A 14,836-nucleotide genomic window follows, 5' to 3' on the forward strand; every position below is an offset into this window, starting at 1 on the left:
GGAAAGGAGAGGGGGAGCGCGAGGGGGAGAGGGAGAACCGTTTTCCAAAACGGTTTCCCTCTCCCTCTCGCATAAGGTTCATCTCGGACCTTCCCGTCAGGCATGCCTTTTTCATGCCGCCGGGGGACGGGGCAGGCGGGCGACGCCTTGCCGGGATACGCTGTCCGGCATGTCCCCTGACAAAAGTTTTGGGAAAGGAGAGGGGGAGCACGCGCCTCTGTCAGACTTCGCCAAAATCCACATCCAGCACCACGGCTGCCAGATGGAAGGGCAGAGGGCGGTCCTGCACGAGCCAGAGGCTCGCGCGGGCTTCCTGCGTGCCTCCGGGCAGGCAGTCCACATCTCCGGTATAGGGTTCGCAGGCCTTGCCCCAGACTTCGGGCAGCACCGGCAGATCATACAGCTCCTCGCGGTGCGGTCCGTACTTGCCGCCCACGCTGCGGTGCATGCGCAGGGTACAGCGCCCGTAAGACCGGCGCTTGCCGAGGGTCGAACCGTACTGTCCGTCGCTTTCCAGCGGCAGCAGGCCCAGCACGGAGGCCCAGGGCAGGCCCACCTGCACGGTCCGCGCGGCATAGGGCAGCTCGATGCCGCCGTTCTTCACCACGCAGCCTTCCACGGGGCTGCCGTCCGCCAGCACCGAGACGGTGCAGCCCTCCAAGTGCCCCAGGCCGGACAGTTGCCGCGCCGGGGCGGAGAGGGAGAGGGTCTTGCCGCAATCCACGAAGAACGCCTGCTGGATGGCGTCGTTATCGCCCCATTGTCGGGCCAGCACTTCCAGGAAGTAGCGCTGCTTGCCGTTGACGTTGCGCCGCGTCACCAGCCAGAGGTCATCCCCGTTTTCGCCGGAAAGGCTGCAGACCGAGCGGACGGCCCCGGCCGTGGGGTGGCGGCTCCAGCCCCAGATGTCATGCTCCTTCATGTAGGTGAAGCCCAGCAGCAGGCCGTCGTCCCGCACGATCCAGACCACGGAGCCCGGCGTCTGCTGGTAGGCCCATTGCCGCAGGGTGTGCCCTTCAAAGAGATGCGGCGCGAGGATGGAGAGGTCGTTGCCGGCGTAGCCGTCCTTTTCCAGCGAATAGAAGAGGTCGCGCACATGGGCGCCGTGCCGCTGCACATGGAGGATGGAGTTGCCGATGATGATGGGGGCAAGGCCCGCGCTCCCCCAGGAGGATTGCACCGTGATGCCGATGCTTGAGGGGGTGAGCGGCCCGCCGTCGCCGCTGGCGGCCTTGTATTCGCTGCCGGACGTGCCGATGAGCAGATCCCCGAAGCTGGCCGCCCAGGCGATGGCGTCGATGGAGCCGGAGGCGATGAGGTATTCCAGCGGGTCGTCGTCCTGCAGCGGGCGCGACTTGCGGAAATTTTCAAAGTCGCCGCTGCGGGAGAGGTAGAAGGCCTGGGGCTGCTTGCGCGTCCCGGCCAGCACCATGCGCTGCTGGTGGAAGGCCACCACGCCGGGATGGTTGTTCCCGGCGAAGGGGTCCCAGTCTTCCCGCGGCGTATCGGACGTATCGGCCTGATAGTTGTTGTCGATGAAGCTCGTCCCCCGCGCGATGCCGATAAAGCCGTAATATCCGGCCTCCTCCCGGTAGACGTTGTATTCCACCGCGCCGGATACCGCCTGCCAGCTGAGCGTGGCGCAATTGCCCTGCACCCAGTCCGAAGGATGGCGGGCATTGACGCACTCGCCCGTGGCGGAAGCCAGCGAGATATTGCCGGAAGAATCCACGGCCGCCACCCGGTAACGCAGGGTGAAGCTGCCTCCTTCGCCGGAGAAGGTGACGGTGGGGCGTGCCGGTGCGGCCAGCGAGGTATTGAGGGCCACCTTTTCCAGCGTCCAGACATAGCCATGACAGCGGATGCCGCTCATGCCCGCCGGCAGGCTGTCCCGCCGGATGAGCTTGTGCAGGGGATGGGCGTTGTGGGCCAGATAGACCGTATCGCCCACCTGGGCGCTGGAAAGATGCAGCAGTTCCCCGCCGGTATAGGGCGTCGAAAGCACGGCATCCCCGGCGGAAGCGTCAAAACCGTTGCTGCCGGCCACGCGCAGGGTGCCGTTGCCGAAGACCAGCACGAAGTTCTGCCCCGCTTCGGCGCTGAAGCTGAAGGGCAGCAGGACGCTGTCGCCGTCAAGCGCGGCCACGAAGCGCATGCCGGGCCGCCGCCGGACGTCCCCGTGCAGGCCGGGCAGCATGTTCTCCATGCAGGCCACGGAGTTGCGGTAACGGGCCAGATCATAACGCGCGGAGAGGATGGGGGATATCTCGCCGCCGGTAAAGTTCTGTATGGCTACGCGCATGGCTCAGCTCCTGCCTGTTCCCGTCACCGGCCGCAGCTCCGGCGGCTGCTGCCGTCCCTGCCGCTCGCTCTCGTAGCTCAGCTGGCAGTGCCGCGCGACGCGCCCGCCGCGCTCCTCCGTATCCCAGAAAAAGAGTCCGTCGATGAGCCGGCAGGGCCACGAGCCACGGCCCGCCACATGACGCCGCCAGGCCCGGCTGGACAGGGTCTCGTCCGGCCAGCCGCCGCACGCGGCGTTGATGAGCTGATCCAGAGCCACCAGAAGATGCTTGCCGTATCCCATCACGCTCCCACTCCTTCAAAGCTGATGTCCACGGCCTGCACCTCCGCCACGCTCCCGGCACTTTCAATGGCCGTCCGCACTTCCCATTTGCGGGCATAGAGGGCCTGCCCGTAGGCAATGACTTCCAGCCGCATGGCGCGAAGCTGTTCCAGCGTCACGGTATGGAAGCTGTTGTCCGCCGCGCAGAAGGCCGCTTCCGGCGCACCCGTGGCCTCCATGCTGGTGATGAGGCCCTCGATGTCGCGGTTGCTGCGCTCCGTGGCGTCGATGACGAAACCCGCCGAGGACATGAGCCTGCCTGCCGCCTCGGCGGCCAGGAACGCCGCAGCGAGCCGGGCAAGAGCCTCGGTGCGGGCTTCGTCCAGCGTGGGGGGCTCGGGCTCAGGGGCCGGATGGGCGGCGGCCCATTCTTCCGGCGAAAGATACCCGTCCGGGCATTCGTCCCAGATCTCGGGGTTCCCGTCCGGGCTGAAAAACGTGGGCATGATCAGGCTCCTTTGCTGGGGTTGTAGTATTCGATGATGACGGCTCCCGCCGCTCCCTTGCTCGCGTTGTTGGCCGAGCCGCTGTTTTTGTAGCAGTTCGCGCCGTTCCCCCCGCGGCCGTAGCCGAAGCCGCCGCCGGTGCCGCCGGAAGAAAGGGCTTCATAGGGACTTGAAAAGGAATTGTAGCCGCCGCGAGTGCCGGGAAAGGAATAGGTCGTGCCGGCCCCGCCTTCGGAACCGAGGGCGGGCTTTCCGCCGCCGGCCGTAATGCCGTTGAAGGCGGAAGCCCCCCCGGCGGTCCCTCCGGCGCTATATTCGCCGATGGCCCCGCCCGCGCCGACGGTGACAGGATATTTGGTGCCTTTCTGCAGATAGCGGAAATCAATGCGGCACTCGCCGGAAGCGCCGCCCCCGCCGCCCATGACGCTTGTCCCGTCGCTGTGTCCCTTGCAGCCTCCGCCGCCCCCGCCGATGACGGTTATGCGGGCCCAACCGCTCACGGGGGAAGCCCATGACGCATTGGACGCGGCCAGCACCAGACGGGTGTTGCAGATCACGGAGGGCAGGCTCGGGACAGGCAGCTTGCCCCCCGCGCCATAGACCGGGATCTTTCCCGCCTGCGCCGTGAGGGAAAGGGCGTTGCCGGGCAGGGCGACGGTGGCCGGGGCGGTCGCGGCGGCAATCTCCGCCGCCGTGGCAAGGCGGCAGATGCCGTTTTGCTGGGCAGTGGCCCCCCGTATGCCCACAGCGCCGTTCTGTCCGATGGTGAACGGCGCCGGGAAGCAGGCCTTGCCCGGCAGGCTGGCCGTGGCCAGCGGCACCGTGTCGGAAGCGATGCGTGCCCATTCCTTCGCCGACTTGCTCGCGGGATCGTCCGGGTCGGGCGGCGTGGGGGATTCGGCCCAGGCCCGGGCCAGCAGGGCGGAATCAGCGGCAGCGTCGGCCTGCCGCGTCGCTTCATCGGCTTCCGCTTCGGCCCGTCCCGCCTGTTCCGTCGCCGTATCCGCTTCCGTTTCGGCCTTCTGGGCGGCATTGACGGCATTTTTCTCGGCTTCCAGCAATCTGTTGACCATTTCCAGCGGGCTCTTGTCGCTGGTGGGCGGCAGGATGACCGAACGGGAAAGCTGTTCCCGCAACTGCTGCCGCTCCGCCGTGGCCATGTCCAGGCCGTCCTCCATGACGGCCGGGTCAAAGCGGGTGGCGCTCACAAGGTCGATCTCCTGCGTGAAAGGCATGTCGCGGGTGATGGCCAGCAGCCAGCCCTCAGGCAGAGGCGAGCCTTCATGCAGATAGGTGACGGTGCCGCCATCCTCGTCCAGGCTGGCCGTCCAGCCTTCGGCGGCACTGCTTATGCCGTCCGGCCGGGTAAGGGTGACGCTGAGCTGGGATGTCTCCCAGACCTTGAAAGAAAAGGGAAATCGCGTCGCCGTGCCGTTGCCTTCATAACGGGCACGGCTGACGCTGGAGGGCATGGTCATAGGGGCTGCTCCTTGGTATCCCGGTAAGGTCGTCTGTTCATGACTATGGTCCTTCGCGCTGCGGCAGGCACTGGCAGGACGGGTTGCGGGAGAGTTTTTCCCGAGGGGGTAAGGGGGCCCCCAACCCCTCCCCCGCGCGCTTTACATGGGGGATGATGCGGCGTCGCGGCATGGCGGCCTTCCCTTGCCGTTGCCAGCCGTGAAAGGAAAAGAGAGGCCGCCATTCGGTCGCGCTTTGCTGTCGATGCCTGTAAGGCTCCTGCGTCGCCCAACAGGCACGGCCTTTCAGGCCGCCATTCGGTCGCGCGCTGCTGTCCTGTCTTCCTGTTCATGGAACGAAGATCGTCGGTGAGGTCGGGCCTGCGCGTCACGATGCTGTTTCATTTTTTTGGTAAAAGCGCGCTGGGGAAAGGATGGGGGGCGTGGGGGGAAGGGAAATCCCCTCCCGCGCCGGCGGAGGGGTTTCCCTTCCCCCCACTACTCCGACTAGCGGGCGTCCAGCCAGCTGTCCCGCAGGGGCGGCTCCCGTCCTTCGCTCATGGCGGCCTGCCGGGCCTGGGGCAGGCTGGCCGCGTAGAGTTGTTCCAGCTCGTTGATCTTGCTGGTGTTGTTTTTGAGCAGCGAGACGGCGACCTGTGCCGCCAGCTTGCGCGAGAGCATATACGCGAACAGGTCGTCGAAAAGCTGGCAGTTGCGTACGTCCTCCGTGTAGAGGAGCAGGGCGCGGGCCGCATCGGTCAGCAGCATGGGGCGTTCGCTTTCGGTGTGCCGGGCCAGGGCGAAGGGGCGTTTGTGGCGTCCCTTGTGCCGGACTTCGTGCGCCTTGAGGCAGTTTTCCGGCAAGGCATAGGCGTAGCGGAATTCCAGCTCATAGCCGTCCGGCAGGGGCAGGCGGGCCAGCCAGCCGCGCCGCTGGGCGAAGGGCCAGGGGAAATCCCGCAGCACCTGCCGCCGGGCGCTGTCCCAGTAAAGGCGGCACTGGATGGCCTCCGGGGTATTTTCCCGTTCCGAGGCCACGCTGCGCGTGCCCAGAAAGCCGAGGGCACGGTTCCAGATGGCCATTTGACTGAGGGTGTTCATACGTCGTCTCGCAGTGAGGGGAGAGGGCGGGGATGGGCCGGACGGCACAGCGCCGCCCGGCCGAAAGTGAGCGGAAAAAGCGCGCTTTTTCCGCGAAACGCCAGGCCGTATGCTTTGAAACGCAACGCGTTTCAAACGGGAAATGCTCTAGCGGACCTGCAGGGCCGGCTCGTAGGGCAGATCCTCCTCACGGGTGAGGGCGGCAAAAAGGCTCCCCTTGCTGACGGTCTGCGAGGACTGCGGCGTGGGCACGAGGTGCAGGCGCAGCCAGCCCTTGCGCACGCCCTGCGGCACATGCCGCCAGCCCACGCGCGCGCCGGCGGTAAGGGCCGTGCCGGCAATGGTCAGGCTGGCGTCGGGGACGTCCGTCCACGAGCCGTCGCTGCTGTCGGCCTCCTGCAGAGTGATGGCCAGCGTGTCCAGCTCGGCGGGATCGAAGGCTTCGGGCACGCTGATGCGGAAGGGGATGGGCTCCATGCGGCCGGGCAGGCGCAGGGCCGTGAGCGGCACGGCGCGGCTGTCGGTCTCGGCGGTGAGGGGGCCTTCATGGAAGACGGACGTGCTGTCGATAATGGCCATGATGCTGTCCTTTGTGGTTGGAAGGTGGCGGGAAACGGCCCGTCGGCGGCGTGACGGCCCGAGGGCTGAGTCTCGGAAAGAAATGCCCCTTGGTGGAACAGTCTAAACGGGCTGTTCGGTGGAAAGGATGGCGTCGCACTGGCGCACGGGGCGGCCGTGCAGGACGGGGACGGCCTGGGCGGCGAAGAATTCGCCGTACTGGAGCTGCACCTGTCCGGCGTCGGAGTTCTGGAGTTCCAGCGCGGTCAGCGCGTCGGCATTGCCGTACCAGATGGCTTTCTGGCGCAGGTGCTGGGGCATCTTGTTCTTGGCCTCGATGGTCAGCTTCTGCAGATCGATGAAGCCCTCCTCGCCCTTGCGCTTGCCGAGCGCGGCCACCGGCAGGTTGGCGATGCGCACCACGGCCCGCCAGTCGCGGACGGCAAGACCGCAGCGCCAGTTGTATTTGTCGCCCGTGACCTGATATTTGCGGCCGTTGTCGTCCTGCGCCATGTAGGTATGGAGGTCTTCGTGCGAGAGGCCGCCGGTGCTGTCCTTGGGATAGATGCCGTGTACGGCCTGCGCGCCCCAGGAGACCAGCCAGAGGGAGGTGCAGCCGCCTTCGTCCGTGCCGCCCGCATCCAGCACATTTTCGGCGTCCTTGGCCGGATAGCGCATGGCCAGCCCGTTGAAGGCGTCGGGATTGAGGTTGCTGTCCCCGTAGAAGAGGGTGGAGGCCACCTTCTGGCGCATGGCTTCGGCAAAGGCGATGCCCTCGCTCATGCGGAACGCCTTGTCGCGGCTGCCGTAGAGGCGCAGCTCTTCCACGTCCAGCTCCATGATGGCTTCCAGGATGCCGCAGCTCTCCTTGACCTGCGACCACTGGGACTTGGCGGGCGGCGTGCCCTGATAGAGCCTGCGCCAGTAGATCTCCGGCAGGCCGGTGCGGATGCGGGTCAGGTGGCCGTCGGACTGGTTGGCCTCCATCCACGGCACGTCATCCATGATGTCGTTGGTGCGGTTCATGAGTTCGATGATCTGGCCGGCCTTCTCGCCGCGGTAGAACTGTTCCATTTCCGCCAGCGTGACGACGAAACCAAGAGACGAATTGGCCATGAGAAAACCTCCTGAAAGGAAAAGGGTACGAAAAGTGAGGGGTGCCGGAGGGCGGGCAGGGGAGTTGACGGGCAGGGCCGTTCCCTGCCGCGGGGCTTACGGACGCGAGCTCCAGCCCGCGTACATGCGTTCTTCCAGCGGCTGCAGGGGCAGGTCGGGCCGGGATTGCGGCAGGCTGTCCTCCATGAGTCCGTCGGCCATGCGGTTGAAGAAACGGATCACGGCCGGATGGTTGCCGTAGCCGCTTTCCTCCAGCAGACGGCCGATGCTGCCGTCCGTGTCGAAGCGTTCCAGGGCGAGCTGGGCGCGGGCCACCGTCCCGGCCAGCCTGTCGCCGCCCATTTCCGGGTCGGCGGCCACATCCCGCCGCCACTGTTCCACCTGCTCCCGCCACTGCTGGCGGCGGCTGTTGTCCTGCGCTTCCAGACGCTGGCGGAAAAGGGCTTCCTGCGCCTCCGCCGGAGACTGTCCGGCATCGGCAGTCTGCGCTTCCGGCGCGACGGGGGCGGCATCGTCCACGCCCGGCAGGAAGGGCGGCAGGGGCAGCGCGCCGCCGGGCGCGGCAGCGGTCTCCGGGGTCGGGCTTGTCGGGATCGAGGTTTCCGGGACGGTGAACGGGGCATCAGACATCGTGTTCCTCCGGGGTAAGAAGTTGGGCCACACGGGCCGGACAAGCCTCCTGCACCAGCCGCAGGAGGCGCAGCCCCAGCACGCGGCGTCCTTCGCGGGCGTACAGGCTGCCGGGGGCATCCTGCGGGCCGGGGTCGCTGGCTTCGAAGCAGTGACAAGAGGTCAGCAGCCAGCGCAGCAGGGAGCGGCCCTGACGGTTTTCCGCCAGCAGGGCGGCGGCCTGCCGCAGGTTCTCCTCCCAGCGCCGCAGCCCGTCGGGGGGGACGGTCACGGCGGCGTCCTCGTTCTGGGGGAACAGGCCGGTCGGGCTGTTCATGCGCGGCCTCCCGCGGTTTCCGCCGCAGGTGCGGGCGCGGCGTTTGCCGTCGTTCCCGGCGCGGGTCCCGTCTCGGCCGCCGGGCCAGACGGACGGTCAGGCGTGGGGGCTGGCGCGACGGAGGGCGTTCCGGGCAGGGCGGACGGCAGCAGGGCCTGCAGGCCCAGGGCGATGCCGTCCAGCAGGTTCCGTTTTTCCCCGCTCAGCGTGATCTCGCTCTGGGAGAGGGTCTTGCCCAGCTCCGCGGCCTGTTCGAGCTGCTTGAGCAGGCTTTGCTGTTGCTGGGCTTCCGCGCGGGCCTGCCGGAGCTGTTCGCGCTCCTGCCGGGAGCGGGTGATGCTCACGGGCAGGCCCAGATTCCGGGCATAGGTATCCAGCATGTTGTCCACGTCCAGACTGTCCAGCGCTTCCGGCCAGGCGGCCGCGGCCCGCAGGGTCAGGCTGAGGTACTGATCCGTGGCGCCGCTGCCCACGAGCTTCTGGGCCTGGGCCAGCAGGGAGACGAATTCCACCTTGAGCCGCCGTCCGACGAGTTCCGGCGGGCAGGGCGGCAGCATGTCCAGCCGCTGCATGAGGCTGAAGGTCCTGTCGATGAGCGGGATGAACAGTTCATCGTGCAGGCGTTCCAGCACCGGGCCGATGAGCACCATCTTTTCCTCTTCGCGGGCGGCGATCTCGCTGGCCGTGACCTTGGAGCGTCCTTCGAGGATGAGGCGGAACAGATCGTTGTAGAGCCCGGCGCGGATCTGTTCCTGCACGGCCTGCATGGCCTGCCGGGACTGGGCCAGCTCCGGCTTGAGCTGGAGCAGGGGCGTGGCGGCCTGCGGGTTCTGACCGGGCAGGCTGTCCACATAGTTGATGCCCCCCGGCGTGAGGTCGAGCCCCACGGAGCGCAGGCCGGCGGACACGCTCATGGGCGGGTCCACCGCCTTGTGGATGGCCTTGAGGGTGGTGATGCCCATCTGTTGCAGCATGCGGCAGTCGGGCAGGGCGTCCATGGCCGGGGAGCGGCCGTAGACTTCGTTTCCCGCCACGTCCCAGCGCGGCCCGAAACCGGGGAAGTCGCAGAAGCCCGACACGCGCAACGGGGTGGCATTGCCCTCCCTGCCTTCCAGCCAGTAGACCGAGGCCACGGGCATGGCCGCCGCCGTGAGCAGGCCGGGCCGCCGTCCCCGCCGGGGGAAGACGGCATGGATGACCGTCTGCCGCTGATCCGGCGTGCGCCGCGCCGCCTGCCGCAGGCTGTCCGGCAGGACATGCGGGCCGAAGGCTTCCTCGATCTGCCGCAGGCTCATGGACGAGCGGCGGAACACCGTATCCACCCGGCGGGCGGCATCGGTATCCAGCGCATATTCCCCGGCGCAGAGCGGCAGGAAGCGGAAGCCGTGGCGCGGGTCGGCCAGCTCGAAGACGAAGGCCGTGCCGAAGGTCCCCAGCTCGGCATAGAGCGTGTGCATGGCGTTGTAGAAGTTGGAACGCTGGAACACCACACGCATGCGCCGCTCCACTTCATCCAGATAGAGCTGGCCGGCGCGACTGTCGGCAAGATCGGCATCATCGAGGGAGAGACGGAACCACTGCCGGGCCGGACTGGTCATGCCGCCGTGCAGGCCCGCCGCCAGGGTGCGCATGGCCAGGATGCCGGTGGCGTCCACCAGTCGCTTGTTGAGCAGGGGGCGGTTCTCGTCTTCCGGGCCGAGGCGGCAGCGCGTGGGCAGGAAGTGTTCCGCCAGACTCTGCCAGGCGCTGTCCCAGGGCGAGCGGCGATCCAGCAGAGCGCGCCAGCGCCGGGCCAGAGCGGGCACGTCGGCCCGCGCCGCCAGTCCTTCATGGTCGGGAGGCGGCCCAGCGAGGGCGCGCGGGCGGTTTTCGGGGGAAAGGGCCATGTGACCGTTCTCCTACTGACCCAGCAGGGTCTTGCCGCTCGCCCCTTCGGAACGCAGCGGATTGGTGTAAATGGCGCCGCTGATGCCGGCGGCCTTGCTGGCCTTGTCCTTCTGGCTCTGGCGGGCGGCCGTGGCGGCTTCGGTGACGGGTTTCTGCACTTCCTGCTTGGGCGCAGGGGTGACGGCGGGGACGCTGGGCGTGCTGGGGCCTCCTCCAAATCCCATAAGAACCTCCTTGGGCGTATGATGGTGAAGGGAAGACAGGGCCGCCTCAGGCGGCCGGAGGATCGTCCTGTCCGGCGGCGGCCAGACTGTCCGGCGTGCAGCAGACCAGCACGCCGTCCACATGGCGGCGGCGACGGGCCAGCCAGCAGGCGCGCGGCAGGCGGGCCAGCTCGCGGAAGCCGCAGGCCGTGGCCAGCCGCCAGGCGTGGGCATTGCTCACCGGACAAAGACCCATGATGGCGGAGACGTCCGTCTGGGCGAACATCCACTGGAAAGCGCCCCGGGCGATGGGCACGGCCTGGGAAAAGTGCCGCCGGAAGACCGTGAAGTCGAATTCCGCCACCTGTCCGCGCCAGCCGCTGAACAGGCCTACGGCCAGGATGCCGTCGGTATCCGGCAGGGGCGGCGCGGTGCTGTCCGACGGCCTGAGGACAGGGGCGGCAGGGGCGGAGACCGCCGCGGATGGCGTGGCGGCCGCCTGTTCGCAGACCAGGAGCAGGCCGTGGCGGGGCCGGGTGATGTGCCGCCAGCGGCGCAGGCTGGGCCGCTGACAGGCGTACATGGCGCAGGGGGTGAGCCCTTCCTCCCGCATGCGGAAGAACAGGGCGTCGCGTTCCGCCTGTTGCAGGACGGGGCGATAGCGGTAGGGCGTATCCATATCAGGCTCCAAAGATGTCGTAATGGGTGCGGGCCCGGCGCGGCCCGGCGGAAAGATCCGTTTCCGTTCTCCAGCCCACGGCCGCGTAGCGCAGGGCATCGGCGGCGTGGCTCGTCCAGTCGTGCAGGGGGCCGGAGGCGGCCTGCTCCTGCCGGGCGTTCCAGCGGCGGCGATAGGCGCGCAGGGCCCGCAGTCCCGTGGCGCAGCGGCTGCTGTCGAAGCGGCAGCGCCCCAGCAGGCGGCGCACGGCGTCGATGCCGTCGGCCACGGGCAGGGCCGGGGCCGTGACAAAGCGGATGCCCAGAGCGGCGGCGGACTCCAGACGACTCTTGCCCGTGCCCAGCTCGCGCACGCGGATGTCGTGGGGAGCGATGTGCAGGCCGTAGCGGAAGCCGCGTCCGCGGAGGGCGTCGTCCAGGCTGCCCGACGGCTCGGGTCCCAGTCCGGCCGCCAGTCCGGCCGCCAGTCCGGCCGTCAGTCCGGATGACAATCCGGATGACAGCCCGGGCGAGTGCCCGGCAGGCCGGGACTTGCTCTCCAGCACATGGGCATAGTGGGCCAGCCCCTCGCCGCTGGCCTCGTAATAATCCAGCACCCGCCAGACGCCCCCCGGCTCCACCTGAAAGAACCAGATGGCCGTGGCGTCATCCATGCCGAGGTCCCAGGCCGTGTGCACGGGCAGTTCCGGCGCATGGGGCACGTCGCCAAGGCGGCCCTCGCGCTCGGCCTGTTCCAGCAGGGGCGCATAATAGGCCCCGCGTACGGCCGCCGCGAAGGAGCATTCGAATTCCTGCCGGTATTCGGCCTCGTCCATGCTGCGGCGGGCGGCCTCCAGTTCGGCGGCGGGCAGGTAGCCCGTCTGCGAGGCCGGGAAGCGGAAGCGGCTCCAGCCGCCGGCCGCGCCTTCCCGTCCGGCCTGCTCCCAGACATCGTGCAGCAGGTTGTCCGTCCCGTGCGGGGTGCCGCAGAAGAGCGCGCGCCCCTGCCGGTCGGCCAGCATGGGCCGGATGACCTGCGACCAGACGCTGCGGGGCATGTCCGCCGGTTCGTCCAGCACGATGTCGTCAAGGTAGAGGCCGCGCAGGGCGTGCGGATTGTCCAGCCCGTACAGGCGGATGCGCGCCCCGGTGGGCAGATCGCAGCGCAGTTCGCTTTCATGGAAGCGTGTCCCCGGCACGGCCCCGGCAAAACGGCGGAGGTAATCCCAGGCCACGGCCTTGGCCTGCCCCAGGAAGGGCGCGGCATAGGCCGCCCGCCAGTCGCTCCGGCCGGAACGCAGGGCCGCCCGCAGCAGATCGTTGATGGCGGCCACGGTCTTGCCGAAACGGCGATGGCAGAGCAGCACGCAGAAGCGGGTACGCCGGCTATGGAACTGCCATTGCAACGGGCGCGGACAGTAGGGGATGACGTGGGACATGCGTTTTTCCGGGCTGAGGTTGGAACGTTTTGCCTTTTTTCAAAGGCAAAACGCGAGGCCGTATGGTTTGAAGCGCGGAGCGTTTCAAACGGGAAATGTTCCACGGCCGGTTTTCACAAATTTTACAAATTATTTAGGTATATTAGATAAGTCATGTATACAAACTATGCTTACCCTTAGGGGAAACCTCGTCCACCGTATCCTCCCCTGATAAAAGCGCGCTGGGGAAGGGATGGGGGCTTGGGGGGAAGGGGAACCCGCTCCCGCGCCGGCGGCGACCGAAAGGCGGCCGCAGGCCGTGCCCGTTAGGCGACGAAGGAGCCTTACGGGCATCGACAGCAGAGCGAGGGGTTCCCCTTCCCCCCAAACAGGCGACTATCAGGTCTCGGGCGGCGCGGCGGTGGGTGCGGGGGCGGCATCCGGGGGCGGCTGCTCCAGCCAGCGCACTTCCAGCGGCGGCGGAGGGGCCGCGTCGTCCGCGGTGTCGTGCAAGGCCCGCAACAGGGCGTGCAGCTCACGGATCTCCTTCACCACGTCGATGCCCTTTTCCGCCACGTCGGCGCTGTCCAGGCCGCTGGTCAGGGTGAGCAGGCGACGCTCCAGACTGCGGACCACGGCATCCGGGCGTTTGCGTCCGGTCGCGGGGGCGGCGGCGCTCTTTCTGGCGGCCATCAGATGGCCTCCCGGGCGTTGCGGGCCGGGAGCGGGCGCAGCCGTTCCTCCTGCCGCTCCAGACTGCGTTCCAGCCGGCTCAGCAGATGATCCAGCCCGGAGATGCGGGCATTGAGGGCCATGATGTCCCCGCGCAGACCGGCCAGTTCGCTGTGGAGCTGGTTCAGGCGCTTTTCGCCGGGCACCTGCCGCACCTGCTGTTCCAGAGTGAGCAGACGGCGGCTGACGGCGTTCTCGTAACGGCTCTGTCGCTGGAGCTGCTCCTGGAATTCCTCCTGCCGCACGAAGGCCCGGCGCAGGCTCCAGAATGCCCAGACGACGGCGGCCTGCACGGCGAGGATGAGCAGCGAGGCCGCCGAGGAATGCAGTATGCTTTCCATGAAAAGATCCTCACGGGTCAGAATCCCAGACCGAGCATGCCGAGCAGCAGGCTCATGATCTGGTCAAGGGTGGAGGGCGGGAGCCGCTCGCCCCATTGTGGGGCCAGCAGCGGCACGAGGACGAGCCGTCCCGCCACTTCCCAGACGAAGAGCAGGCTCAGCACCCAGCCGAGGAAGGAGCGCCAGAGGCGCAGGCGGCTGGCGGGCGCGCCTTCCACTTCGCGTTCGTTGAGGCGGCTCTGCGCCTCGGCGCGTTTGGCGTCGTCGCCCAGGAGGCCGCGCAGGCCCTTGCCCAGTCCGGCGGCCAGTCCGGCCAGTACGCTCCACATGGCTAGACCTCCCGTTCCAGTTCGGCCAGATAGTCCCCGAGGGCCTTCACCCGGTTGCGCCAGCCGTTCAGAAAGGCCTGCATGGACGGCCTGCGTGCCGCCAGCTGTCGGTAAAAGGCGTCGCGCTGGCGCAGGCTCTGGCGGGCCGTGTAGAAATGGGCGTCGATGTGGGCGATGGCCTGGGCCATTTCCCGGGTCTTGGGACCCATGATGCCGTCCTCGGCCAGCGGCTCAAAGATGTCGAGGCGGTTTTCTCCCACCAGATTGAGCGCGGCCTGCAGCTGGCGCACGGCCCTGCCCGGCCCCATGTTCACGGCTCCGTCGTACAGGGTGACGGCCAGCGGCAGAGGCAGGGCGTCGCAGGCGAGCTTGTCCCAGAAATGCTGCCGGAAGAGGGCGGCGGCCTGCTCTTTCGTGCAGGCGCGGATGTCGTCGGCGTCCACGTCGCCGTCCATATCCATATCCAGCGCCTGCATGCCGCAGCGGGGACCGCCCCGCCGGGCGCAACCGTCGCAGTGGCGGTCTTCCTGCCGGCAGCGGCGGCGGGCCTCCTCGGCCAGATCCTTCACCCAGCGGAAGGATACGCCGTGGTTGGTGATGCCGCCCGGATCGTCGGGATGGTCCACAAGGCCGCCCTCCCAGCGGGCGGTAAAGGCATGGGCACGTTCAAAGGCTGTGGGCATGGCTGCTCTCCTGGTTGCGGTGGGCGGGAGGATCCCGCGGACAGGTGCACCATGCCCGAAAGGGCGTCCGGCGTAAGACTGAAAGACTTCTGTAGCGTCGGGACGTGGCGGGGCGCGGTTTTGCGGACGGCGGGAAAAGGCGGAGGATGAAGGGATGGCGGCCGGGACCGCCCCGGCGGCAAACTGCCCGCCGGAGCGGGCAGGGATGGAGGAGGGCTCGTGTCCCACACCATACGGCATGTCGTTTCGCGGAAGAAACGCGGTCTCTCCGTTTGGTCCGGGCCGGACGGCGCTGTGCCGCCGCTTCGCGATTGCCGTTTTCAAAGGCAAAACGCTCCA

The 14,836-nt window shown here is 68.1% G+C and carries 17 protein-coding genes; all 17 read right to left on the reverse strand.

The window, feature by feature from the left end; all coding sequences use genetic code 11:
* Positions 1-220: 220 nt before the first annotated feature.
* On the reverse strand, positions 221-2,302 hold the full coding sequence (locus tag Q0K12_RS07085) for a hypothetical protein (protein ID WP_297261441.1): 2,082 nt from the start codon (positions 2,300-2,302) through the stop codon (positions 221-223).
* 3 nt (positions 2,303-2,305) lie between these two features.
* Positions 2,306-2,584, reverse strand: a complete 279-nt coding sequence (locus tag Q0K12_RS07090; RefSeq protein WP_297261443.1) for a pseudouridine synthase — start codon at positions 2,582-2,584, stop codon at positions 2,306-2,308.
* Positions 2,584-3,069: a DUF4376 domain-containing protein gene (locus Q0K12_RS07095; protein ID WP_297261444.1), complete on the reverse strand. Its 486-nt coding sequence runs from the start codon at positions 3,067-3,069 to the stop codon at positions 2,584-2,586. The genes Q0K12_RS07090 and Q0K12_RS07095 overlap by 1 nt, the downstream gene beginning before the upstream one ends.
* A 2-nt stretch (positions 3,070-3,071) precedes the next feature.
* Positions 3,072-4,547 carry a hypothetical protein gene (locus Q0K12_RS07100; protein ID WP_297261446.1) on the reverse strand — a complete coding sequence of 492 codons (1,476 nt, stop codon included), beginning with the start codon at positions 4,545-4,547 and terminating at the stop codon, positions 3,072-3,074.
* Positions 4,548-5,033: 486 nt separating this feature from the next.
* Positions 5,034-5,627, reverse strand: a complete 594-nt coding sequence (locus Q0K12_RS07105; RefSeq protein WP_297261448.1) for a hypothetical protein — start codon at positions 5,625-5,627, stop codon at positions 5,034-5,036.
* 147 nt (positions 5,628-5,774) lie between these two features.
* A complete protein-coding gene (locus tag Q0K12_RS07110) occupies positions 5,775-6,206 on the reverse strand; it encodes a hypothetical protein (protein ID WP_297261450.1) in 432 nt (143 codons plus the stop codon).
* A gap of 102 nt (positions 6,207-6,308) precedes the next feature.
* A complete protein-coding gene (locus Q0K12_RS07115) occupies positions 6,309-7,301 on the reverse strand; it encodes a major capsid protein (protein WP_297261452.1) in 993 nt (330 codons plus the stop codon).
* A 96-nt stretch (positions 7,302-7,397) separates the two neighbouring features.
* Entirely contained in the window at positions 7,398-7,931 is a 534-nt protein-coding gene (locus Q0K12_RS07120) for a hypothetical protein (RefSeq protein WP_297261454.1), read from the reverse strand.
* Positions 7,924-8,247 carry a hypothetical protein gene (locus tag Q0K12_RS07125; protein WP_297261456.1) on the reverse strand — a complete coding sequence of 108 codons (324 nt, stop codon included), beginning with the start codon at positions 8,245-8,247 and terminating at the stop codon, positions 7,924-7,926. The genes Q0K12_RS07120 and Q0K12_RS07125 overlap by 8 nt, the downstream gene beginning before the upstream one ends.
* Positions 8,244-10,133: a portal protein gene (locus tag Q0K12_RS07130; protein WP_297261458.1), complete on the reverse strand. Its 1,890-nt coding sequence runs from the start codon at positions 10,131-10,133 to the stop codon at positions 8,244-8,246. Before Q0K12_RS07130 ends, Q0K12_RS07125 begins: the two co-directional genes overlap by 4 nt.
* 12 nt (positions 10,134-10,145) lie before the next feature.
* A complete protein-coding gene (locus Q0K12_RS07135; RefSeq protein WP_297261460.1) occupies positions 10,146-10,358 on the reverse strand; it encodes a hypothetical protein in 213 nt (70 codons plus the stop codon).
* Between the two features lie 46 nt (positions 10,359-10,404).
* Entirely contained in the window at positions 10,405-11,016 is a 612-nt protein-coding gene (locus Q0K12_RS07140; protein WP_297261462.1) for a hypothetical protein, read from the reverse strand.
* Position 11,017: 1 nt separating this feature from the next.
* The gene (locus Q0K12_RS07145; RefSeq protein WP_297261464.1) at positions 11,018-12,433 is read right to left on the reverse strand and encodes a terminase family protein; all 1,416 of its coding nucleotides are present in this window, start codon (positions 12,431-12,433) and stop codon (positions 11,018-11,020) included.
* Between the two features lie 378 nt (positions 12,434-12,811).
* Positions 12,812-13,105, reverse strand: a complete 294-nt coding sequence (locus Q0K12_RS07150; RefSeq protein ID WP_297261465.1) for a hypothetical protein — start codon at positions 13,103-13,105, stop codon at positions 12,812-12,814.
* Positions 13,105-13,485: a DUF2730 family protein gene (locus Q0K12_RS07155; RefSeq protein WP_297261467.1), complete on the reverse strand. Its 381-nt coding sequence runs from the start codon at positions 13,483-13,485 to the stop codon at positions 13,105-13,107. Before Q0K12_RS07155 ends, Q0K12_RS07150 begins: the two co-directional genes overlap by 1 nt.
* A gap of 17 nt (positions 13,486-13,502) precedes the next feature.
* Positions 13,503-13,814 carry a hypothetical protein gene (locus tag Q0K12_RS07160; RefSeq protein ID WP_297261469.1) on the reverse strand — a complete coding sequence of 104 codons (312 nt, stop codon included), beginning with the start codon at positions 13,812-13,814 and terminating at the stop codon, positions 13,503-13,505.
* Positions 13,815-13,816: 2 nt separating this feature from the next.
* On the reverse strand, positions 13,817-14,497 hold the full coding sequence (locus Q0K12_RS07165) for a glycosyl hydrolase 108 family protein (RefSeq protein WP_297261472.1): 681 nt from the start codon (positions 14,495-14,497) through the stop codon (positions 13,817-13,819).
* Positions 14,498-14,836 lie beyond the last annotated feature (339 nt).

It is taken from the genome of uncultured Desulfovibrio sp., assembly GCF_944324525.1.
Classification (GTDB): Bacteria; Desulfobacterota; Desulfovibrionia; order Desulfovibrionales; family Desulfovibrionaceae; genus Desulfovibrio.